Raw genomic sequence first — 21,772 nt, forward strand, 5'->3', positions numbered from 1 at the left:
CCCCTGGAAGAGACCGCACAAAAACCGCGTTTCTGGTCCTGGCGGTGCTTTACAAAGCAGCAGCAGTTGCAGTAAAATTCCGCACCATTTTGAAATAAGCTGGCGTTCTGATGCCAGCAGAACCGAATTAATCAAAGGTGAGAGGCACATGCCGGTAATTAAAGTACGTGAAAACGAGCCGTTCGACGTAGCACTGCGTCGCTTCAAACGTTCCTGCGAGAAAGCGGGTGTTCTGGCGGAAGTTCGTCGTCGTGAATTCTATGAAAAACCGACTACCGAACGTAAACGCGCCAAAGCTTCCGCAGTGAAACGTCACGCGAAGAAACTGGCTCGCGAAAACGCACGCCGTACTCGTCTGTACTAATTCCTCAGGGGATATGCTCCCCTGAAACAGACAGAGTAGTAGTTGTAGAGGCCGTGCTTCCGAAAGGAATGCGCGGCTTATTCTCGTTTATGGGCTGATAAAAACGGGGCTTATGGCTGGACGAATCCCACGTGTCTTTATCAATGATCTGCTGGCTCGCACCGATATCGTCGACCTGATAGACGCACGGGTAAAGCTCAAGAAGCAGGGCAAGAACTACCACGCGTGCTGTCCCTTCCATAATGAAAAAACCCCCTCTTTCACCGTAAACGGCGAAAAACAGTTTTATCACTGCTTCGGTTGCGGCGCGCATGGCAACGCTATCGACTTCCTGATGAATTACGACAAGCTCGAATTCGTCGAGACCGTCGAAGAACTGGCGGCCATGCACAATCTGGAAGTCCCGTTCGAAGCGGGCAGCGGGCCGACGCAAATTGAGCGCCACCAGCGCCAGACATTGTACGAATTGCTGGACGGGCTGAACGGTTTTTACCGTCAGGCGTTACAGGCGCAAAGCGCCGAACCCGCGCGCCAATATCTGGAAAAACGCGGGCTGAGCGAATCGGTTATTGAGCGCTTCGCCATTGGCTATGCGCCGCCGGGCTGGGACAACGTCCTTAAGCGTTTTGGCAACAACAGCGAAAACCGCAAGTCGCTTATCGACGCGGGCATGCTGGTAACCAACGATCAGGGCCGCAGTTACGACCGCTTCCGCGAACGGGTGATGTTCCCCATCCGCGACAAGCGCGGGCGAGTGATAGGTTTTGGTGGTCGCGTGTTAGGTGATGCGCTGCCGAAATACTTAAACTCCCCGGAAACCGATATTTTCCATAAGGGCCGCCAGCTGTATGGCCTGTATGAAGTGCAGCAGAGCGACCCGAATCCGCAGCGCCTGTTAGTTGTTGAAGGCTATATGGACGTCGTGGCGCTGTCGCAATACGACATTAACTACGCGGTCGCCTCGCTCGGCACGGCGACCACGGCAGAGCACATTCAGATGCTCTTTCGTGTCACGAATAACGTGGTTTGCTGTTACGACGGCGACAGAGCAGGCAGGAGCGCCGCGTGGCGTGCGCTGGAAACCGCGCTGCCTTACATGACTGACGGACGTCAGCTACGCTTTATGTTTCTGCCCGATGGCGAAGATCCGGATACGCTGGTTCGCCAGGAAGGGAAAGCGGCTTTCGAGGCGCGGATGGAGCAGGCTCAGCCGCTCTCGACGTTCCTGTTCAATAGCCTGCTACCGCAGGTGGATTTGAGCACGCCGGACGGGCGCGCGCAGCTCAGCACGCTCGCGCTGCCTTTAATCAGTCAGGTGCCAGGCGAGACGCTGCGCATCTACCTGCGTCAGGAGTTAGGCAACAAGCTCGGCATTCTGGATGACAGTCAGCTTGAACGGTTGATGACACGGCAGGCAGATAATTCGCAAACGCGGCCCGCGCCGACGCTAAAGCGCACAACCATGCGTATACTGATAGGATTACTGGTTCAGAATCCTGAGCTGGCACCGTTAGTGCCCTCTCTGGCGGCGTTAGATAAAACAAAACTGCCGGGGCTGGAGCTCTTTACGGAGCTGGTCAATACTTGTCTTTCGCAGCCTGGTCTGACCACCGGGCAGTTGCTCGAACATTATCGCGGTACAAAAGAAGCCGCTACCCTTGAAAAACTCTCAACATGGGACGATATAGCAGATAAGGATATTGCTGAAAAAACGTTTACCGACGCGCTGGACCATATGTTTGATTCGGTGCTGGAGTTGAGATTAACAGAACTGATAGCCCGTTCGCGCACCCAGGGACTGAGCGCGGCGGAGCGCGAAGAAGTGCGCATCATTACCGAAGCGCGCGCAAAGAAATAAAATTCCGCGGCTTAATTGCCGATTGACGATCGGGTGCACCCGAGAGCCGCACTGCCGGGCAGCGGCAATAATAAAACAGCCCGCACCGCTCTGAGGATTTCATGTCGCTGTCAACGCGTTCAGGCGCTATTACGCGCCGTCGTTTGTCACATTGAGACACGAAATCCCGGGCACACGTTATTGTTGGCGGCAACGCCTACGACACCAACCTCATGAAATAAGTGTGGATACCGTCTTATGGAGCAAAACCCGCAGTCACAGCTTAAGCTTCTTGTCACCCGTGGTAAGGAGCAGGGCTATCTGACCTATGCCGAGGTCAATGACCATCTGCCGGAAGATATCGTCGACTCCGATCAGATCGAAGACATCATCCAAATGATCAACGATATGGGCATCCAGGTGATGGAAGAAGCACCGGACGCCGACGATCTGTTGCTTGCTGAAAACTCGAATAACACCGACGAAGATGCGGAAGAAGCGGCTGCGCAGGTGTTATCCAGCGTGGAATCTGAAATCGGGCGCACCACCGATCCGGTTCGCATGTACATGCGTGAAATGGGTACCGTTGAGCTGCTGACTCGCGAAGGCGAGATCGACATCGCTAAACGCATCGAGGACGGGATCAACCAGGTTCAGTGCTCCGTCGCCGAATACCCGGAAGCGATCACCTATCTGCTGGAGCAGTACGATCGCGTGGAAGCGGGCGAAGCGCGCCTTTCCGATCTGATCACCGGTTTTGTCGATCCGAATGCCGAAGAAGATATGGCCCCTACGGCGACGCACGTCGGCTCTGAACTCTCTCAGGAAGAGATGGATGATGACGAAGACGAAGACGAAGAGTCTGACGACGACAGCAGCGACGACGACAACAGTATCGACCCGGAACTCGCGCGCGAGAAGTTTGGCGAACTGCGTACGCAGTACGAAGTGACCCGCGACACTATCAAAGCCAAAGGTCGCAGCAACGCGGCGTCTCAGGAAGAGATCCTGAAGCTTTCTGAAGTGTTCAAACAGTTCCGTCTGGTGCCGAAACAGTTCGATTACCTGGTAAACAGCATGCGTACCATGATGGACCGCGTGCGCACCCAGGAACGCATCATCATGAAGCTGTGCGTTGAGCAGTGCAAAATGCCGAAGAAGAACTTCATCACCCTCTTCACCGGCAACGAAACCAGCGAAACCTGGTTCAATGCGGCCATCGCTATGAACAAACCGTGGTCTGAAAAGCTCCACGACGTGGCGGAAGATGTGCACCGCGGCCTGCAAAAACTGCAGCAGATTGAAGAAGAAACTGGCCTGACTATCGAACAGGTGAAAGACATCAACCGTCGCATGTCTATCGGCGAAGCGAAAGCCCGTCGAGCGAAGAAAGAGATGGTTGAAGCGAACCTGCGTCTGGTTATTTCTATCGCCAAAAAGTACACCAACCGTGGTCTGCAATTCCTGGATCTGATTCAGGAAGGCAACATCGGTCTGATGAAAGCGGTAGACAAGTTCGAATACCGCCGCGGCTACAAGTTCTCCACCTATGCGACCTGGTGGATCCGTCAGGCTATCACCCGTTCTATCGCAGATCAGGCGCGCACCATTCGTATTCCGGTGCATATGATTGAGACCATCAACAAGCTCAACCGTATTTCACGCCAGATGCTGCAGGAGATGGGCCGCGAGCCGACGCCAGAAGAGCTGGCTGAACGCATGCTGATGCCGGAAGACAAAATCCGCAAAGTGCTGAAGATCGCTAAAGAGCCTATCTCCATGGAAACGCCGATTGGCGACGATGAAGATTCGCATCTGGGTGATTTCATCGAGGATACCACCCTTGAGCTGCCGCTGGATTCTGCGACCACCGAGAGCCTGCGTGCCGCCACGCACGACGTCCTGGCCGGCCTTACCGCGCGTGAAGCCAAAGTACTGCGTATGCGTTTCGGTATCGACATGAACACCGACCATACGCTGGAAGAAGTGGGTAAACAGTTTGACGTAACCCGCGAACGTATCCGTCAGATCGAAGCGAAGGCGTTGCGTAAGCTGCGTCACCCGAGCCGTTCTGAAGTGCTGCGCAGCTTCCTGGACGATTAATCGCCTGCGGTTAACACGTATTAAAAAGCCCTCTTCGGAGGGCTTTTTTATTGGTCTCGCAAATACAATTTTCAGTGCCAATCGTCTTTTTACCTGTTTGCGTCAACAAACTGTCATATAAGGATAAATTGCCGTGATGAACGTGGATAAATCAGAAAAAATAATTTGTCAGAGATATTAATTGTGGGTAATTTGCTGGAAGATTTTCGCGTATAAAAATGAAACATCGTGTTGATAACACAGCAAGGGCCCGGGATGAACAAGTCGCTGTTATTCATGACATGCGTTTTACTGGCCGGATGCGCCAGCCAGCCGCCAAAAAGCCAGGTTACGCCGCTCGCGCCAGCGCCCGCTCCGGTCGCCGCACAGTCGCAGCCAGTACAACCGGCACCTGAAAGTAAACCTTTCGCCGCTGCCTCTGAAAGCACCAACAGCATGGCGACCTGCCGTAAAGAGCTCGACGCGCTCAAACATTACGGCCCGAAAACGTACAGCCGCTACGCGGCGGAAATGGACGCTCTGACGGCCAGAAGCGGTAAATACCTCTCGATTAAAGACGGGCTGACGCCAGAGCTTAACGACATCGTCATCACGATGTATCAGTCGCAAATTAAAACGCTCTGCTTCCGTATCCAGTCATCACTCGGCAAATTGATCATCGAACAGGCCGGCGGCTAAGCCCCCCACCTTTCCTGACGGCGCAGCATTCTCTGCGCCGTTTTTATTTACCTGCCGCGCGCGACGAGTGCCTCATCCAGCTCCCGGTAAGCTTCCACCAGTTTGTCGAGCGACGCGCGATTCAGCCCGCTCGGGTTCGGCAGCACCCAAATTTCCGTCTCGCCGATAGTCAGTTTCTGTTTACCCCATTTTACGCCGCGCTGGCTGAATGCTTGTTCAAAGGCTTTTTTGCCCAGCACCGCGAGCGCATTCGGCTGGAAATCTTCGATTTTCTTTACCAAATTACGCCCGCCTTCGTGCAACTCCTGCGCCTCGACTTCACTCGCCTGCACCGTCGGACGTTCCACCAGCATCGTAATGCCGCAGCGCGTATCCAGCAGATGCCGCTCCTCTTCGGGCTTCAGCTGCCGCTCGGTAAAGCCCGCAAGATGGATAACTTTCCAGAAGCGATTACCCGGATGCGCGAAATGAAAGCCAGTGTGTGCCGATGACTTTCCTGGATTAATTCCACAAAAAACCACGCGCAGCCCCGGTTCGATAATATCGCTTATCATGTTCTTCCCCTGTTAACTCTCAGATCTGTAAAGTATAAAGCGTCAGGCCATCCCTGCTTACAAATTCAGCACCCGCAACCGCGAGACTAGATTGGCGCCGCCAGTTACTTTATAATCCACCGCCTTGGCCCCTTAGCTCAGTGGTTAGAGCAGGCGACTCATAATCGCTTGGTCGTTGGTTCAAACCCAACAGGGGCCACCAAATTTTATCAGTAAAATCATATAATTAAGCCACCGCTCAAGGGTGGCTTTTTTGTTGTCATGTTTTTGAGTGGCGATAAAGTGGCGGTGGATTTTTACTGGCTCTTTACTGAAGGCATAAAAAAACCCGCGCGCGGCGGGTAATTTATCATAGCCATAATGGATGTTGACCACCCACAACAGGATGTGGTGGTGCAGGCATTACTGTTCCGGGTGTAACGATAAAGCGCTCTATAGACTCCATCGTAACAAATGTGCAGCTACAGTTTATATTAGTGCATTGATGATATCGCTCTTTGGTATTACTGCTGAGATAGCGACTGGTGCGCGCATGTGCCGCGTGCTGGCATTTTGGACAATGGAACATGTTACGCCTCTTGATTCCCAAAAAGTGAATAAATGATATCCAAAATTTCACTCATTAAGAATTAAATTATTCTGTATCTGCATCTGCCTCATATTCCAAATCTGACAGCTTCACCTCCAGTTCCAGCGCAGTGACAAAGCCGTTGTTATTCAGCGAGTGCGTTACCTTTGTGATCGTCCAGTCCTGTTCGTCAATAATGCGTTTAAATCCGTTCACCTTTGTCGGCGCTTCCGGGTAAAGATCAGCGCGGCCACGCGCCAGGGTGATGGAAAACTCAGCAACGCCGCGCTGTAACTTATCCCACTTTGCCTGGGCCGCACGCATCGCCTGGGCTTTTGAGGCGTAGGTAGTCGTCAGTACAAACACGTTATCCGCTTCGCCGGCCATATATTCGCCTTCTCTGGCCTCCGGCTCCTTCTTCTCCTTTTTCTTCTTCGTGGCTTTCGGATGCTCCAGCGCGCGCAGGTGCTTAACCTTTGGCTTTCGTTTTACCTTGACCTCTTTGGGCTTCGGGTCTTTGGTGTGCAACCACTTCGCTGTCACGCCGGTATAGGCACCACGGTCAGCGATGGCGAACTGGTGGCGGTCGCCGTCGCTGCGGGTGATGGTGATTTGCGGAATGGCCTTACCGCCTGCCGTCATGCCGGCACCGGCTTTAATGAACATCAATACGCCGGCTTTAATCGCCACCTCGGCGCCGTTGCGCTCCGCAAGCCGGGTCAGAAATTTGGCGTCGCTCTCCTGCGCCTGGTCGATATGCGACACCGGAATGCGCGCCAGCTCAGGCGCTATCCGGGGCTTCAGTTTGTTGCGGGTGGCGATGGTTTCCACCACGGCGCCGAGCGTGGTGTCGTGATAGGACTCCTCCCGGCGCGAGTTAAGCGTGCCGCGAAAATCCGCGCTGCGCGCCCGGATGGTCAGGGTGTCCGGCGCGCCCCGGTGTTCGATTTCATCGACGGTAAAATCGCCTTTCCCGATAAGCGCCTCGCCCTGCCAGCCCATGAACAGCGTCAGCACCGCGCCCCGGATCGGCAGCTCAAGCTGGCCGTCGGCATCGTCGAGCTCAATATCGAGCTGGTCAGCCTCAAAGCCGCGGTTATCGGTCAGCGTCAGGCTCAGAAGCCGCTCGCTGATAACCGTCGTGATATCTTTCGTGTTAATCCTTAGCATATAGGCCGGCGTCATGCCGGCGCCAGCGCCGTTGTAAAAGTCAGACAGCATCAGAAAAACCCTCCCGCCACCGTTTTCATTTTCTGCAGGGTGTCGCCGGCTTTGCCGACCAGATCCTGCGCCTGCTGGCTCAGGTCGCCATAAAGCGCGGCGAGTGAATCATCGACGCGGGTCAGCGTCAGGACAAAATCGATTTTTCGCGGCGAGCCGTCAGAAAAAAACTCGGTGCCGGTCGTCTCCACGCTGTTAATCACAAACAGCCCGTAAATAACGCCGGTGCCGTCCATCAGCGGCCAGGCTTTGCCTTCTTCCGCCATCAGCTCGACCGCCTTCAGCGACAGCTTGCCGCCGGTAATTTCCGGGTAAAGCGCGCCGTTCAGCGTGATTTTCTCCTCCTCCACACCGAGAAACTGAAAAGAAGGCCGCCGGCCTATGCGACTGTTGGAAGGCCACCGGTAATCGACCGACCGCTGCATACTCTGGTAAGGCAGCGTCTGGCGCATAAAAACAAACATCCCGAGCACAAGCATCATCGCGCAGTCTCCTTAACCGTCATGGCCCATACTGGCGCGGCTGCGTGCGCGCTTCTCCCGTTCGATGCGATCCAGCTCCTCGCGCATCTGCCGGGCGTAATCTGCTCCGCCGGCACCGGCACCACCGGCCACAGAAATGTTGTAATGGTTGCGGCTCTGGTCGATATATGAGCGTCCACCCGCCGCGCTGACCGGCTGATAAGCCTGGTATGCCGGTGCCTGACCGAACATGCCCGCTGGCACATTTGCCGCTGCCGCACCACTCATACCGCCTGCACGCGAGGCGACCGCATTTGCCTTTTCGGCTTTGGCATCGAGCGCGTCGGATTCCTTGTTAACAACGCCGAGCTTTTCCAGCACCCACGTAATGCCTTCGCGCAGTTTATTGAATGCCTTAAGCGGCAGCAGCAGCGCATCGGCGAGCCCCTTACCGAAGCGCTCGCCGGCGCTGCGGCAGTTGTCGAGCGTTTCCTTACTCGACTGCACCGGCTCGATAAGGTCTTTAAACCACTGCCACACCGCCTGAAGCTTTTCACCGAGCCAGGTAAACACCGGCTTAAACGGTGCGAACAGCTCGCCCACCGGCCCGAATGCCGCGCGCAGGCCGTCCATCACGCCGCCGAAAAAGGCGCTGATGGGTTGCCAGTATTTACGGATCAGGAACGCACCGGCGACGATGGCCGCCACCACCGCCACAATCGGCCAGGTGAGCGCGCCTATAGCCGTGGCAATGGCGCTACCCGCCACGGTAAAGATGGTGCCGAGACTGCCCGCTACCGCGATGATCGCGTTTATCCCGGTAATGACCGGCCATGCAACCAGTCCGATGGCCCCCACAACGCCGATCACGGCAGCCGCCACGCCGGCAATCATGGTTAATGTGCCTGCCAGCGCCTTGTTGTTTTTAATCCAGTTATCGAGGCGCAGCACGTAACGGGTCGCGGTCTGTACCAGTTTGCGCAGTGAGCTTTCCTGCTGGTCGAAAAGGTCTGTACCAACTGCCTCGTAGGCCGACTGAAACTCTTTAAAATCGCCGCCGAGGTTGTCCTGCATAATTCCGACAAGTTCTGCGGTCTTGCCATCCGAGGCTTTCAGGGCTGCGGCCAGCTTATCGAGCTTGCCGGAAGTCGCACCCTGCAAAAGCGCATTCGCTGACTTAAGCGCTTCCTCGCCAAAAATGGTTTTAAGGTACTCGCCCTGCTGCGCGTTCCCGAGCTTATGGCTGGCAAAGCTCGCGCTGATTTCCTTCAGGATGGTAAAGACAGGCCGCATATTGCCTTTGCTGTCAGCGGTCTGAATCCCCAGCTCTTTTAGCGCGTTGAAAGCCTCACCGGTAGGCGTCTGTAATCGGGTGACTACCGCCGAGCTACCCGTACCGGCCATAGAGCCAGTAATGTTGTTATCGTGAAGCACGCCCGTCATTGCTGCGGCTTCTTCGAGGCTTACTCCGGCAGCACGTGCAACGGGTGCCAGATAGGTCATGGCATCGCTTAGCCCCTGAAAATCAGCGGCTGATTTGTTCATCGTGGCGGAAAGCACATCGCCAATGTGAGCTACCTTGTCATTTGATAACTGGAAGGCGTTTTTAGTACCCAGCAGTAACTGCGCGTTTTCCTCCATCGTCTGCCGGTTGGCGAGTGACATATTCAGCGTGACGGGAGTTGCCGCCTGAATAGCCGCCGCATTGCCACCCGCTTTGGCGATGATAATCTGCGCGGCTGCCGCATCACCTGCCGAAGCGGCGGTGTTGTCGCCGAGCTGGCGCGCCTGGTTGCGCAGCGCCTGCATTTCCGCTGACTGTTTTTCCACACCGAGCACGGCCTGAAGCTCGGAGTTTTTCTGCGCAAACTCATAACCGGGCCGCATCAGCGCCGAGCCGGCCACAATGCCGGTTGTCGCCATCCCCACGGCAGCAGCGCCGGCGGCACTGCCGGCAAACGCCCTGCCTTTCTGGTAGCGGGCCTTAACCGCGTTCAGCTTTTCCTGCTGTGCACTGACGCGGGCCAGCGCCTCGCGCTGCCTGGCAAGCTGCGCCGTGGTTTCGCTGATACTGGTTTTAAGACGCTGCTCACCGGCGGCCAGGTTGCGGGTATTAATCCCGGCTTTCCCAAGCTCGTCTTTCTGGCGCGCAACCGACTGGCTCAGGCTGTTGTATTTGGCCTGGAGCGACTCCGCCGCGCGTTTCGCGGATTCCATCGCCCGGCCCTGCGCCAGCGTCGGCTTTTGGGTGTTCCTGAACTGTGTCGCCAGCGCTTCCGCTTCCGCCTTTGCTTTTTCCAGCGACTGTCCGGTCACCGCGAGCTGGGCGCTGGCCTTGCGGAAACCGTCAATTTTCCCGGCCTGCGCGTTGAGCTCGCGCAGGGTTTTCTGCGTGCCGCGAATCTCGCCCGAGAGCGCTTTGCTCGCCGTCCCGATGTGCTTAAACGGGCGTGTCGCCTGGTCTACCGCCTTCAGAAAGACCTGGAGTTTTACATTTTCACTCATTCATGTTTCCGCTTCGCTGGAGCGCCTTTTCGCGCCATGTGATGAGCTCGGACAGACTCAGGGAAAAGAGCTCTGACAGCGGCCAGTGGAATATCACTGCGATATCCGCTATCAGATCGTCCGTCGAAAAATGTTCCGGGAACGTCAGGCTTCCGAAGTCGGCGACAAAAAACCGACAACCTTCCCGGCGAGCGCCATCAGGTCGGGCAGCTCAAGCGCGATGACTTCCTGCTCGGTGAGGTTCGGGTAGGTCATGCGCGGCAGCACCTTAATCAGCGCATCCACTTCACAGGTTGCCAGCGCGGCCAGCCCCACGCCGCGCAGCGTGCCGGCATTGGGTTTAATCACGGTAATGGTGCTGATTTCCTGCTCGCCGCGTTTAACCGGGTTTACCAGGGTAACGGTGTTTTCATTAGATTGAATCATGACAGTCTCGCTTTATAGATACGTTAAAAGAGCCGGCCAGCAGAGGCTGACCGGGTTACATCAGGCCAGCCCGATATTGCGGCGGTGCTGCTCCAGGCGGTCGACGCCGTTCACCTTCTCCACCATGTTCACGGTGTCGATTTCAACGAGCTCTTTGCCGTTCATGGTGAGCTTGAAATAGGTGCACTGCGTGCTGATTTTGGTTTCTGTGTCTTCGCCCTGTTTGCTTTCGCCGCTGTCGATTTCCTTGTGACGGCCACGCATCACCACCTCGACGGCCACCGTTTCGCCGGTGTCGTCGCGCTGGCAGGAGCCGGCAAAGCGCAGGGGCACCGAACTTGCGCCGTACTGCGACCAGATAGATTCATCGGGGAAGCCACCAATCGTCCATTCCATCGAGAGCGCATCGTCATCGAGGCCGAAATCAACCGGGGCGCTGCCGTTCATGCCGCCGCCGCGATAGTTCTCCAGCTTGCGGGTCAGCTTTGGCAGGGTCACAGACTTAACAACGCCGAGATAACTCAGGCCGTCGTTAAACAGGTTCATGTATTTGAGCTTGCGCGGAAGTGCCATGTGCTTTTTGCTCCTTAAGCGTTAGCCGCTGACGACACGAGATTCGCCAGGTATTTATCGGTGATGCGCTGGCGCAGCGTCAGGTTGTCCAGCGGTGGCACCGGCGTGTAGTCATAATCCAGCATCAGCTTGCCGGCCTTCAGGGTTTCTTTGTCGTTCGCTGACTCATCCACCCAGCACAGCGCGTCAACGATATAGCCGGCAGTTTTCAGCTCGCGGAATTTGGCGTTGATGCCGTCCACGATGTCGCGGATAAGCGTCGGGGTGATGGGCTTATCCATCGCCCACATGTGCGCCTCGGCGATGGTGTCGGCGAGCACCTGCGCGGTGCGGGTGTAATTTTCAAAGAGAAACAGCGGATCGTCTGAACAGCAGCGGTTACCCCAGAAGCGGAAACCGTCTTTGCGAATCAGCGTCGTGAGGCCGGCCTGGTTCAGCAGGTCGGCATCGGTGCCGGGCTCCTGCAAATCCCAGAACACCGACGCACTGATGCCGGTCACGCCGTTAACGGCCACGTTCGACAGGGTTTTATGCCAGCCCGTTTCCTGGTCGATTCGGGCGCGCAGGCCGAGTGCGCGCGCAGTGGCGAAGGCGGTATCGCTGGCGCTGGTTGTGGTGTTCCAGGCGATAAAGTCCGGCCAGATAAGCATCAGCTCGCGCTGGCCGAAGTTTTTACGGTAGGCGATAACGTCAGAGATAGTTTTACAGCCCCATGCGCTGACATAGCCGAACGCGCGCAGCTTCTGACAGACAGACGCGAGCGCGACCGCCACGTCCAGCGTGTCGAAGCCCGGCACGCCGAGAATGCGCGGCTTGACGCCGGTCACCGCCTCGGCAGTCAGTAACGCTTTCATGCCGGTGAGCTGGCCGTTTTCATCGGTGCCGCCGATGATGTTCGAAACGGTCTGTGCGAGCGCCTCCTCGCTCTCGCCGGTGCCTTCAGCCACGCGCACCACAACGGTGACGGGTTTCGCCTGGTCAGCGATGGCCTGAAGGGCGGCAGCCAGCGTGCCTTTTTTTCCGGCTTTTGCGATAGCGCTCTGCACGTTGGTAATCAGTACCGGCACGTTGAGGGGAAAGGTGGCGGCATCGGCATCGCTGGCCGTACAGACCATGCCGATAATCGCCGTGGAAACAGTGGAAATGACGCGCGTGCCGTCGTTGACTTCGACGACCTGCACGCCGTGATGATAATCACTCATCCGGTTAACTCCGTGGGGGTTAGGGGTGAGTGATATTGTCTGGTTTACGCCTGCACGCGGCTAACTGTCAGGGTTCGGCGGCGGCTGACACAACGGGAATTTGGGCCGTTTAAGATTCCGGGACGGACCTGTAACAGATGGATTAGGGTTGAAAGAGGTATGCGCCGTGACGAGTGAAAAGTCACGGCACAGCGTTCATCTAAGGACGCCCAGGCCATTCAATCTCGGGAGCCTGGCTGGTAACAATGCGCATCAGCCGCACCCGATATAAATTCCATTTATCAAGCGCGGCAAGCTCCTCCTCCGTCGCAATCCCCTTACTGACCGCATACTGCCGCCATTCAATTTCGGTGGCCGCTTCGGCAAGTAACGTGGACTTTTGCTGCTCTGCTGCGACAACATCGGCGGCGTGCCGGGCGTCTGTATCTGTCACCCACGCCGTGCCGTTCCATTTATCGTATGGTGTGGCAGGCTCGCACAAGGTGTATTCATCATCCGGCAGACCAAGCGCTTTAATGATCACGGCATCGCCGGTTGCTTTCTCATAGGCTGTTTTGCCGCGATGATCTTCCCGCTCCTGCCACGCTTTACCGTTCCAGACTAATGTGTAACCGGCTTTTGATTCGGGAACTGCCTGCATCGTAGAAAAACCAGGAATGCCGGTACCCGCCAGGATTCTGGCTTTATAGGTATTCTGATATTCCCCGGTTTGCTGGTCGAATCCATAAACAGTTACGGTCGTTGTTTCTGTCGCATTGCCATTCTTATCAAATAATTCAGCCATCACTTAGCTCTCACAATAAAATTCCACGCCACGCTTTTAACCCGGTTTTCTGCTGCGGTAGGCACCTGTTTTGAAATATCAATACCAACAACCCGTGCAGGGTCCACGCCAGCGCTGGAGTTCCCGGCTACTGTCGACGCTTCCATTTTAAATACGCCGGATTGAGCACCAGTTCCGGACTCCCCGCCAGTACGGAACTGAACATTGCCGACGGTGCCGGTTATGTTCCTGACAGCATCACCCTGTTCACTCATCAGCACGCGCCCGGTATCAATCCCCCTTCCGTTATCCCAGCCACGCGCAACCTGTGCACGCATGTCAGCCGGTAGCTTGTTTTTCGGATGCAGTTTCGACAAAAGAGGGTATTTCACAGGATCGAATGACTGGGCCATGTACGGGATAAACTCCATAGACATGTCAGGCCAAATCTCCTGGGGCATTTTTTCGTGCGGCCACTCGACCAGTTCACCGATAAGCGGGGCACCATATTTGAGCGACACTGCAATATCTTTCAGACCAAGATTTTCGAGCACTTCACCGGCGAGGCCGGCGTCGGCGATTTCTTTCAGCGCATTTTTAATCAGCAAATATTGAGAGTGCGGATTCGCTTTCGCCTCATGCGCCTTGAGCTGTTTATCGGTAAAGCTCTTTACCTCAATAACACCGTCATCGACATATTTTCGGGTCGCCAGCACGACAGCGGGGTCGACTTTCAGCGCCACGGCGTCCGTCGCCGAGACAATCAGCACCAGGCGGATGGTCTGCGTGCGCCCGCTGCCCTCGGTAAGTAATGGCTTATAGGTTTCCGGGCAGTTCGCTACCGCAATCAGCACACCGGCATCGTCATACAGCCCGATTTCACGAATCCAGTAGCCGCCCTCGCTTTCCGGGATGATTTGCTCGGCGATAATCTGGCTCGTGTTCACCGGGTCGACCGACAGAATATTCAGCGGCGCGCGGCGCTTTTCGTTAATCAGCCGGGTCTGCGCCGTATCCGGCACCGGCAGGCTTCCGCCGCCGTCACCGACCGCGAGCTGTGTCAGGTTAAGTTTCGTGCCCAGCGCGGCCGCATTCGCCAGCCGCGCCGCGCCCTGGTTGGTCAGAAGAGCAAAATATTTTGCGGTCATGCCGTCACTCTCAGGTTATCAATTAAATGAATCGCCGCGCCGGCGTTAAACGTGCCGCCCACGGTGATTTCCTCGGGTAGATAGGGGTAAACAGTGAGCGTGTCGCCGCTGTAGCTGGCCGCCCCGACAAAGGCCGCGCCGTCAGTGCTCAGGCTGATATTGAGGCCGGTCAGATGCCGGCTTGCCGGTTTGGCATCAGAAATAAGGCGCTCAAGCTCCTGATACATCTCTTCGGTGATACCGTTATCCAGCACGCCCACCTCAAGACGAAACGTGCCGGGCGTCTCGTTGACTTGCCACCACTCGCGCACGTCAATCAGGTAGCCGAGCGGCTCGACCACGCGGCGCAGCGCGCTAATGGTGCCTTTGTGCCTGTGCACGTAGAACGAGGCGGCGATAACGCTGCGTTTCGTCGCTTCCGGCCAGCGCTCATCCCAGCGGTCAACCGACAGCGCCCAGGCGAGATAAGGCAGCAGGCTTACCGGACACGTGGCGGGGTTCCACAGGATGCGCAGCGGCACCGGCACACGGGTTATTTCCGCGCACGCTTTCGCGGCAGCCACCTCCAGCGGCGAGGAGCCCACCGGCAGCAGGCGGTTATCACTCATCGGAGCCCCCGACCGTCAGCGAGTAATCGGTGCACAGCGACGCCTGATGCTTGCCGAGCACAAGGTCAGCGGCCGGGCCTGCCAGCTCCACCCGCTGCACGCCTTCGACATGAATGGCGGCATAAATTGCCGACTGTCGGATATCCCGCCCGAGCCGGTGCTGCGTGGTGATGTAGGTTTTAAGCCTGCTCTCGGCCGCCAGGCGGATCGGCTCCGCCTCCGGACCGGGAAAGAGGTAGAGCGTGGCCTGAATGGTATACGGCACAATCTCGGCGGCCTGCACCGTCACCCGGTCGCCCACCGGGCGCACATCTTCGGCATTGAGCGCACGGTCAACCACGGCCAGCAGGGCGGCATCGGCCACGCCGTCGTTATCGCGTGACAGCACCGTCACGGTGACGCAGGCCGGTGTCGGGCTTACCACTGACACATCCGCGACGCGCCCGTCGGCGCTGCGTCCGTGATATTCATACGCGCCCACCGGTCCGGCCACGCTTAACCCCTCAAACGCCTGCTGCGCGCGCAGACGAAAATCGGTGTCGCTTTCCATCACGGCAGGCGCTGGCGGGAGCGTGGACTCATCCGCAGGCGTGATGGTCAGGCGGACGGTGTTGAGGTTGCCGGCGCTCACGTCCAGATCGCCGCCGCTGGCATAGGCGAGCATCACGGCGCGCGCCGCCTCGTTAACCCGCTGGCGCCAGATGACCTCGCGGTAAGCATTTTCCTGTAGCAGCTTCACAACGGGCTCGGATTCCAGCGCCAGCGTGCGCGCGACGGCGTCCTGCTCCTCCTCGGGATACAGGGAAATCAGCGTCGCCTTTCGCTCGGCGAGAATGGCTTCAAAATCGAGCTCCTCGACCACATCGGGGGCGGGTAGCTGGCTCAGGTCAATGGTCGGCATCGTTATCAGCTCACAGGAATGGTTAAGGAAATATCGCCGCCCGTGTCGGTGCGCTGGCCGCTGATTTCGACCACCATTTCACCGTTAAAGCGGGTTTCAAAAGTGAGTCCGGTCAGGCGCACGCGCGGCTCCCACTTCAGGATGGCCATGTAGCACGCCGACATGATTTGCAGGCGCAGCGCCTGATTTTGTGGCTGGTCAAGCAGCATCGACAGCAGCGAGCCGTAATCACGGCGCATCACGCGCGAGCCGACCGGCGTCGTGAGAATGTCGCGGATGCTCTGGCTGATGTGCGCCGCATCGGTGAGCGTCATGCCGGTGTCGCGGCTCATGCCGCTGTAGCGGGCCGTCATTGTGTGCCCTCCGTCCAGCTTCCGCCGCGTTCAATGCCGCCGTGACTGTGCTCATCGACCCGCACGCCGTTGGAGGTGAGCGCGCCGCCGCTGTGCTGGATATTGCCTTCCATCTTGCCGCCTTTCTGCACCTCAAGGGTGCCGGTGATGAGTTTGTTGGTGCACACCACTTCCGGCGTGTCGAGGGTGATACGTGTGGAGGCGGTGACGGTAACGACCGGCACGGTCACGGTTGCGGATTTAGCCGCGCTGATGCTGGCTGTCTGAATGCCGGAAACCTTAAGCGCACCGCTTGCGGGCTCGTACTCGATGACCGCCCCGTCAGGAAAGGCGAGGTGAACGGCGTCAGCGGAGGCCGACGGCGCCGGGTTGTCGTCAGAGAAAATGCCCGGCAGCACAAACGCGGTATCGAGCTCGCCACCCACGGCGAGGATAAGCACCTGTTCACTGACCGACGGCGCCCACCAGGTGCGCGAACGCCCGGCGCGGTGGGTAAGCCACTGCAACCAGTCGGTCACGTTTTTCCCGGTCTGCACGCGACAGCGCCCCGCGTCGGTATCCACCGAGACGATGACACCGGTGCGGATCATGTTGCGCAGCAAGCGCGAGATTTCATTGAATTGAGTTTGCATGGCTTTATGATGTGTTCAGGTTGACACACTTCACAGCAAAAGCCGTTCTTCTGTAAACGGCACAACATATTACGAGCGAATGTACTTATGAATAATATTTTTTTTGAAACCGACGATTTTCATAATGCTGCCTCATATTGCAAAGAGCGAATCGCAGAAACCCAAGCTAATTCACCATTCGAAGAAGAAAGAAACAAACTTATTATTGAATTGTTAGATTACATAAAGAGCACAGCAAAAAAATGGGATGAATTCTGTGCATATAACATTGAGCACCTGCACTCTCCTTTATTAGATGCATTACACCCAGACAGAAATCAAAATATCAATGAAGGATTGGTTTTTTCCCTGCTTTTTGGTTTTAATGCTGAATTTAATATTTCCAACGCTAACTTTAGACGGATGAGCATAGGGTTCTCACAATTCAATGAAATGTTTAGTGTAAACGAAAAATTCTTTCGATTCGGCGTATATAATATCGATAACTTCCCAGAGCCTTACAAAAAAGAAATTCATTATGCCTTATGTCAACAGCCAACCCTAACGGTAAAAAAATGCCTCCAAGAACTAAATACTACTTCTTACAATGATTTCTTAGAGGAACAAAGGGCATTTGCACATGAAATGAAAGGCCTGCGAGAGGAAATGAATGAAAAAACAAAAATTGTCAATCATCTAAATAGCAAACTGGAAGAGCAAAAAAATGCCTTCAATTTCATTGGGCTACAGGATGCCTTTTCAACCCTAAGCGCAGCAAAGTCAACAGAACTGGCAAAAACCAAGTGGTTGTTATTTTTAATGGGAGTATTGCTGTGCCTCCCTTTAATCTGGGAGGCGCGATTACTATCCAGTTTAGTAGGCACCGGAGATATATTAGGTCACTTACTAAAATCCATCCCTTTACTGTCACTAACCTTAATTCTCATTTATTTCTTTAGAGTTGTGTTAAATAATTTCAACTCCGTTCGCGCACAACTTATGCAAATAAACCTTCGAAAAAACCTTTGCCAGTTCGTTCACAATTACGCCGAATACTCTAAAGATATAATAAGTGACAAAATCAACCCCCTTACAAAGTTTGAAGACATTATTTTTTCAAACATCATGGGTTCTGATGAAAAAACCCCGTCTACGTTTGATGGAATTGAGCAGCTTGCAAGTATAATCAAAGCTGTAAAAGGAAATTAAGATCGTTAAAGGGGGCTCTTATAGAGCCCCCTTTAAATTTGAAATAATGAGTTCCTCGACCGCCTGCCGGTCGCCCTCATCAAACCCGAGCAACGGGCGCGCCGGATACTGAACCGCCTTGCCGTTGCGGCCAGGCTTATCTTTCAGGCCGTACTGATGCACCCGCGCGATGCGCTGCACCTTACCGGTAAATTCCACCACGGCGGCATCGCTGCTGCCGGTGGCTTTCATAAAACGACTGGTGCGAAGCTTCGCGAACATTTCGCGTTTCACCCGGCCTTTTTTTGCGCGGGCGGCCTGAAGCCGGCGCGGCGCGTAGGCGCTGCCGTCCGGGGCTTTCTGCGACTTAATGCGCTGCTGCTGCCGGGTGCGCAGCGTCTTTGCGATATCCTGCGCCATCCGCCGCCGGCCCGCCGGTGACAGGGCGGCAATCAGCGCGGAAAGCCGCTTTTCAAACGGGCTGAAATCACTCATGCCAGCGACTCACCAATTCACCGTTGATATAAAGCTCAGCCGGACGCGTGACCGGCTCCGGCGGTGGCGGCTCCGGTACGTCAGAGACATACAGCGCGCCGTCCGACTCTTTAACCAGCGTGCGCTCGCTGATTAACAGGCTGATGCTGACGTCGACGCTGCTGTCGTTGTTGATATCCGCATACCAGGTGAAACCTTTTTTCATGCCGTCGTCCGTGGTCATGATATCGGGCTGATTTTCCCGTAACCACGCGGCGACCGGCACAAGCAGCAGGTTAATATCGCCGGTGTAATCGGTCACGACCACATTCAGCGTGTAGCGGTTTTCAAACGACAGCGAGGCGGCGAGCGTGGCGGCAATCTGGCCGTTGTCGATAAACAGGCGCAGCATATCCGGGTTAGTACGCAGTACCGGCAGCGCATCAGTCAGGGCTTTTCGCAGGCTCTCGGGCTTTTTCATCAGTTTCATCCTGGCAGTGTTTCACGGCTTCCACCTGAAGCGCGCAACTCTCCAGCGCGCGCTCCAGGCGACGGATATCCGCACTCAGATCGCCGTTAGTGACCGGGTCGCTGCCCGGCATCGGGCACAGGCTGACTTTCGGGCAGGCGTTGTAAACAGTGACCGGCAGAGGCGCAGGCGGGGCGTTGGTGCACCCGGCGCACAGCGTCAGGCAAACCAGTGCGATACCAGCGGCGAAATTCGTCGTTTTCATTGAGTAACCTCGTGATGGTCTGTTCCTGTCGCTGCGCCGCCTCGCGCGCGGCGTCAAGCTGGCCGCGCAGCGTTACCTGCGCCCGTTCGTTTTTATCCGCCAGGCTGACGGCCACGTTGAGCTGATTTTTCAGCATACTGATTTGGGTTTTCTGCCCGTCGGCCACGCGGTTCGCCTTTTCAAAGCTTCGCGCGAGCGTGCTGTTTTCCCGCCCCAGCCAGACCAGACCGGCGAGCGCTAGCAGAAGTAAAACGATCAGCGTTTTCATAGTGCTCCTTTCAGGCACAGCGCCCGCTCACGGGCGCGGCGGTTTTCAAGCCCGGCGTTACGCACGCCGTTGACATACACCCAGCGGGGGAGCTGGTCGCACGCCTGCACCCACTTTTTCGCGTTGATAAACCCCATGAGCGTTGACCGGCAGGCCGCGCCGGTGCCGACGTTAAACGCGAAACTGACCACCGCGTCATAAACCGGCGGCGGCATGGCAACCGGCGCGCAGACCGCAAGCGCTTTCTCGACCTTCAGCACGTCGGCGACCAGGTTCACGGCGGCCTCGCGTTCGGTGATATCTTGCTTCGGCACCACCCCCGCCGTGTGACCGATGCCCGACGTCCAGACGCCGGCGCTGCACTGGTAGGGCTTCAGGCGGCACCCCTCCAGATCGCCAATCAGCGCGAGTCCCTGCGGCGAGGTATGCAGACGCGCGTAATCGGGCAGCAGCGCGGCCAGCGCCAGCACCGCGCCCACGGCACAGCGTTTAACGATTGAGTTCACGGATAACCTCCTCTTTGCGCGCGGTGCGGAACAACATCTCTTTGCGCCGGTAATACCAGTTCACGGCCACCGTGACGGCGACGCCGAACATGCCGAAATAGGCCGCAACGTCCTGCGGTGTCATGGCACCGAAAAAGGCCAGCAGCGCGGAGAGCCAGTAGGCTAAAAAGGTGCTGATTTTTTCCATGGTTAATCCCATAAGTTGATGCTCTCAGCGGCGGGCGCCGGCGCGATATCGGGCAGCTCGACCGCCGTGCCGTGCGGCAGAACGGCGCCGAGGTCGGCAAGGCCCGGATTGGCAGTCAGCACCGTCTCGACAACGCCCCCGGTGCGCCCGTAATGGCGCGCACAAATCGCATCGAGCGTGTCGCCCTGTAACGCGAAGGTTTTCATATTTGCCCTATGATGCAGTGCGGCCTGTCCTGAAGGCGGGCCACTGACCAGCGCATATCCCGCCACAGTTCATCAACCGTACTGTCGATGCTGTCGGCCTTTTTATCCCCTTTACCGCTGGCGTCGGCGCCGCGATAGCGCCCGTAAAGCGAGGCGGTCGCCATTGCACTGACGGCACGCAGATACAGGAATATCCGCACGCTTTCACCGTCCAGCACATCCGCCGGCACGTCAGCAAGACGCTTAAAGCCGGCGGCCTGCTGCGTGCGGCGGTATTCCGTCAGCTCAGCGTTGGTTTCCGCGATGCCGGCACAGATGGCCTCGCGAACGCGCGCCGGCGAAAAGGTCTGTTCAAGGCGCATCAGCTCGCGGACCCGCTTCGGCTCCACGTCGGGAAAAAACGGGGTGTTCTTAATCACCGGCTCATCACCGGGCGGCGTGAGGTCTGCCGGCCCGCCAGGCTGCTCCTCGCCGCTGATAATCCGCATCATTACTTTCTCCTGTCAGGGTGGGCGGTGGACGCCGGTCGCAGATCGGGTAAAACCCGCATTGACCGGCGTGCCGCCCTGGCGCGTGGCGCATTCTGTTAAACGGCGTTTTTCCTCGGGCGGCCGCGTTTTGCGGGCGTCGCGGATCGCGTTGTCTTTTTACGGGGCGCGGCGGGCTTTGCCGCCGGCCTGGCGGGTTTCGGTTGCAGCTCCCGGTCGAGGCGCTCAATCTCTTTTTTTACGCCCGCCTGTGCGTCGAGCTGCATCGCGCGGCGCAGGTGCTCCAGCGCGGCGGCAGGCTCGCCGGCATCGCGCAGCACAAGGCCGGTGATTTTATGCAGCTTCGCGCGTACCTGGTCGGGCATGTCTGCGGCCTGCGTGAGCGCCAGCGTATCGGTCAGAAGCGCAATGCTGACCGCCTCGCCGGCGGCATGGGCGCGCATCGCGGCGAGCGCCACCTCCTCGGTAAAGAGGTACGCGGGCGCGCGGCGGTGCTGGCCGGGCATGGTCAGGCCGTAGCGCAGGGCATAGCGGGCGATATCGAGCGCGCCGGCAATGTCACCGGCATCGAGACGCCAGAGCATGACCGTCATCAGAATGTCGTCCTGCGCGCCTTTGCCCTGCTCAAGTACGCCGGTAACCCACGGCAGATAGAACGGCAGCAGCTCGCGCTTTTTCTCCGCCTTGCGCTCGGTGGAATGGATTTGTTTAAGGGTGCGTTGGTCGGCGGCCAGCTTAACCAGCATCTGCTCGTAAGCAGTGGCATGGCGCAGCGGCTTATCCTGCCGCTGCGCGGTTTCACTGGCCGAGACCCGCATCATGTGACGCTGTGCGGGGCTCGTCAT

The 21,772-nt window shown here is 57.1% G+C and carries 29 protein-coding genes and 1 tRNA gene; 6 read left to right on the forward strand and 24 right to left on the reverse strand.

Features of this window, described 5'->3' with window-relative positions:
* Positions 1-148: 148 nt before the first annotated feature.
* The 4 genes from rpsU (at position 149) to AFK62_RS16560 (ending at position 4,982) form a co-directional block, all read left to right on the forward strand.
* Positions 149-364, forward strand: a complete 216-nt coding sequence (gene rpsU, locus AFK62_RS16545; protein WP_001144069.1) for a 30S ribosomal protein S21 — start codon at positions 149-151, stop codon at positions 362-364.
* Between the two features lie 112 nt (positions 365-476).
* Complete coding sequence (gene dnaG, locus AFK62_RS16550) at positions 477-2,222, forward strand: DNA primase (protein WP_007669402.1); 1,746 nt, start codon at positions 477-479, stop codon at positions 2,220-2,222.
* Positions 2,223-2,459: 237 nt separating this feature from the next.
* The gene (gene rpoD, locus AFK62_RS16555) at positions 2,460-4,304 is read left to right on the forward strand and encodes an RNA polymerase sigma factor RpoD (RefSeq protein WP_053532038.1); all 1,845 of its coding nucleotides are present in this window, start codon (positions 2,460-2,462) and stop codon (positions 4,302-4,304) included.
* A gap of 255 nt (positions 4,305-4,559) precedes the next feature.
* Positions 4,560-4,982 (forward strand): hypothetical protein, encoded by a 423-nt coding sequence (locus AFK62_RS16560; RefSeq protein ID WP_032984218.1) that lies wholly within the window; start codon positions 4,560-4,562, stop codon positions 4,980-4,982.
* Between the two features lie 47 nt (positions 4,983-5,029).
* Here the strand turns inward: AFK62_RS16560 and mug are convergent, their stop codons facing one another.
* Positions 5,030-5,536 carry a G/U mismatch-specific DNA glycosylase gene (mug, locus tag AFK62_RS16565; RefSeq protein ID WP_007669414.1) on the reverse strand — a complete coding sequence of 169 codons (507 nt, stop codon included), beginning with the start codon at positions 5,534-5,536 and terminating at the stop codon, positions 5,030-5,032.
* 126 nt (positions 5,537-5,662) lie between these two features.
* On the opposite strand from mug, the gene AFK62_RS16570 reads away from it, so the two are divergent.
* Positions 5,663-5,738 (forward strand) — tRNA-Ile (locus AFK62_RS16570).
* A 147-nt stretch (positions 5,739-5,885) separates the two neighbouring features.
* On the opposite strand, the gene AFK62_RS21560 is transcribed toward AFK62_RS16570, so the two are convergent.
* The 14 genes from AFK62_RS21560 to AFK62_RS16630 form a co-directional block, all read right to left on the reverse strand.
* Entirely contained in the window at positions 5,886-6,104 is a 219-nt protein-coding gene (locus AFK62_RS21560; RefSeq protein WP_071884394.1) for a DNA-binding transcriptional regulator, read from the reverse strand.
* Positions 6,105-6,170: 66 nt separating this feature from the next.
* Positions 6,171-7,325 carry a phage late control D family protein gene (locus AFK62_RS16575; protein ID WP_007669421.1) on the reverse strand — a complete coding sequence of 385 codons (1,155 nt, stop codon included), beginning with the start codon at positions 7,323-7,325 and terminating at the stop codon, positions 6,171-6,173.
* A complete protein-coding gene (locus AFK62_RS16580; protein WP_053532039.1) occupies positions 7,325-7,807 on the reverse strand; it encodes a phage tail protein in 483 nt (160 codons plus the stop codon). Before AFK62_RS16580 ends, AFK62_RS16575 begins: the two co-directional genes overlap by 1 nt.
* Before the next feature lie 12 nt (positions 7,808-7,819).
* Positions 7,820-10,291, reverse strand: coding sequence for a phage tail tape measure protein (locus AFK62_RS16585; protein ID WP_007669427.1), 2,472 nt, complete (start codon positions 10,289-10,291; stop codon positions 7,820-7,822).
* Entirely contained in the window at positions 10,284-10,439 is a 156-nt protein-coding gene (locus tag AFK62_RS21565) for a GpE family phage tail protein (RefSeq protein ID WP_071884395.1), read from the reverse strand. The genes AFK62_RS16585 and AFK62_RS21565 overlap by 8 nt, the downstream gene beginning before the upstream one ends.
* Positions 10,436-10,717, reverse strand: a complete 282-nt coding sequence (locus tag AFK62_RS16590; protein ID WP_007669430.1) for a phage tail assembly protein — start codon at positions 10,715-10,717, stop codon at positions 10,436-10,438. Before AFK62_RS16590 ends, AFK62_RS21565 begins: the two co-directional genes overlap by 4 nt.
* 60 nt (positions 10,718-10,777) lie before the next feature.
* Positions 10,778-11,290: a phage major tail tube protein gene (locus tag AFK62_RS16595; protein ID WP_007669432.1), complete on the reverse strand. Its 513-nt coding sequence runs from the start codon at positions 11,288-11,290 to the stop codon at positions 10,778-10,780.
* Between the two features lie 14 nt (positions 11,291-11,304).
* Positions 11,305-12,492 carry a phage tail sheath protein gene (locus AFK62_RS16600; RefSeq protein WP_007669436.1) on the reverse strand — a complete coding sequence of 396 codons (1,188 nt, stop codon included), beginning with the start codon at positions 12,490-12,492 and terminating at the stop codon, positions 11,305-11,307.
* A 199-nt stretch (positions 12,493-12,691) separates the two neighbouring features.
* On the reverse strand, positions 12,692-13,276 hold the full coding sequence (locus AFK62_RS16605) for a tail fiber assembly protein (protein ID WP_007669439.1): 585 nt from the start codon (positions 13,274-13,276) through the stop codon (positions 12,692-12,694).
* The gene (locus tag AFK62_RS16610) at positions 13,276-14,403 is read right to left on the reverse strand and encodes a phage tail protein (protein WP_053532040.1); all 1,128 of its coding nucleotides are present in this window, start codon (positions 14,401-14,403) and stop codon (positions 13,276-13,278) included. The genes AFK62_RS16605 and AFK62_RS16610 overlap by 1 nt, the downstream gene beginning before the upstream one ends.
* Positions 14,400-15,011, reverse strand: coding sequence for a phage tail protein I (locus AFK62_RS16615; RefSeq protein ID WP_007669456.1), 612 nt, complete (start codon positions 15,009-15,011; stop codon positions 14,400-14,402). The genes AFK62_RS16610 and AFK62_RS16615 overlap by 4 nt, the downstream gene beginning before the upstream one ends.
* Positions 15,004-15,912: a baseplate assembly protein gene (locus AFK62_RS16620; RefSeq protein WP_007669459.1), complete on the reverse strand. Its 909-nt coding sequence runs from the start codon at positions 15,910-15,912 to the stop codon at positions 15,004-15,006. The genes AFK62_RS16615 and AFK62_RS16620 overlap by 8 nt, the downstream gene beginning before the upstream one ends.
* Before the next feature lie 5 nt (positions 15,913-15,917).
* Positions 15,918-16,265, reverse strand: a complete 348-nt coding sequence (locus tag AFK62_RS16625; RefSeq protein ID WP_007669462.1) for a GPW/gp25 family protein — start codon at positions 16,263-16,265, stop codon at positions 15,918-15,920.
* On the reverse strand, positions 16,262-16,897 hold the full coding sequence (locus AFK62_RS16630; RefSeq protein ID WP_032984219.1) for a phage baseplate assembly protein V: 636 nt from the start codon (positions 16,895-16,897) through the stop codon (positions 16,262-16,264). The genes AFK62_RS16625 and AFK62_RS16630 overlap by 4 nt, the downstream gene beginning before the upstream one ends.
* Positions 16,898-16,984: 87 nt before the next feature.
* Here AFK62_RS16630 and AFK62_RS16635 point away from each other — a divergent pair, with 87 nt between their 5' ends.
* On the forward strand, positions 16,985-18,085 hold the full coding sequence (locus AFK62_RS16635) for a hypothetical protein (RefSeq protein ID WP_007669467.1): 1,101 nt from the start codon (positions 16,985-16,987) through the stop codon (positions 18,083-18,085).
* A gap of 18 nt (positions 18,086-18,103) precedes the next feature.
* Here AFK62_RS16635 and AFK62_RS16640 read toward each other — a convergent pair whose 3' ends face one another.
* The 9 genes from AFK62_RS16640 to AFK62_RS16675 form a co-directional block, all read right to left on the reverse strand.
* Positions 18,104-18,559, reverse strand: a complete 456-nt coding sequence (locus AFK62_RS16640; protein WP_007669469.1) for a phage virion morphogenesis protein — start codon at positions 18,557-18,559, stop codon at positions 18,104-18,106.
* Entirely contained in the window at positions 18,552-19,019 is a 468-nt protein-coding gene (locus AFK62_RS16645; protein ID WP_007669472.1) for a phage tail protein, read from the reverse strand. Before AFK62_RS16645 ends, AFK62_RS16640 begins: the two co-directional genes overlap by 8 nt.
* The gene (lysC, locus tag AFK62_RS21570) at positions 18,982-19,230 is read right to left on the reverse strand and encodes an Rz1-like lysis system protein LysC (protein WP_226991878.1); all 249 of its coding nucleotides are present in this window, start codon (positions 19,228-19,230) and stop codon (positions 18,982-18,984) included. The genes AFK62_RS16645 and lysC overlap by 38 nt, the downstream gene beginning before the upstream one ends.
* A complete protein-coding gene (lysB, locus tag AFK62_RS16650) occupies positions 19,115-19,540 on the reverse strand; it encodes an Rz-like lysis system protein LysB (protein ID WP_007669477.1) in 426 nt (141 codons plus the stop codon). Before lysB ends, lysC begins: the two co-directional genes overlap by 116 nt.
* Positions 19,537-20,046, reverse strand: coding sequence for a lysozyme (locus AFK62_RS16655; RefSeq protein WP_007669480.1), 510 nt, complete (start codon positions 20,044-20,046; stop codon positions 19,537-19,539). The genes lysB and AFK62_RS16655 overlap by 4 nt, the downstream gene beginning before the upstream one ends.
* Positions 20,030-20,245 (reverse strand): HP1 family phage holin, encoded by a 216-nt coding sequence (locus tag AFK62_RS16660; protein WP_007669482.1) that lies wholly within the window; start codon positions 20,243-20,245, stop codon positions 20,030-20,032. The genes AFK62_RS16655 and AFK62_RS16660 overlap by 17 nt, the downstream gene beginning before the upstream one ends.
* Entirely contained in the window at positions 20,236-20,439 is a 204-nt protein-coding gene (locus tag AFK62_RS16665) for a tail protein X (protein ID WP_007669484.1), read from the reverse strand. The genes AFK62_RS16660 and AFK62_RS16665 overlap by 10 nt, the downstream gene beginning before the upstream one ends.
* Positions 20,436-20,930 (reverse strand): head completion/stabilization protein, encoded by a 495-nt coding sequence (locus tag AFK62_RS16670; RefSeq protein WP_007669487.1) that lies wholly within the window; start codon positions 20,928-20,930, stop codon positions 20,436-20,438. Before AFK62_RS16670 ends, AFK62_RS16665 begins: the two co-directional genes overlap by 4 nt.
* A gap of 95 nt (positions 20,931-21,025) precedes the next feature.
* Positions 21,026-21,772 carry a phage terminase small subunit gene (locus tag AFK62_RS16675; protein ID WP_053532041.1) on the reverse strand — a complete coding sequence of 249 codons (747 nt, stop codon included), beginning with the start codon at positions 21,770-21,772 and terminating at the stop codon, positions 21,026-21,028.

This window comes from Cronobacter condimenti 1330 (assembly GCF_001277255.1).
In the GTDB taxonomy this organism is placed as follows: domain Bacteria; phylum Pseudomonadota; class Gammaproteobacteria; order Enterobacterales; family Enterobacteriaceae; genus Cronobacter; species Cronobacter condimenti.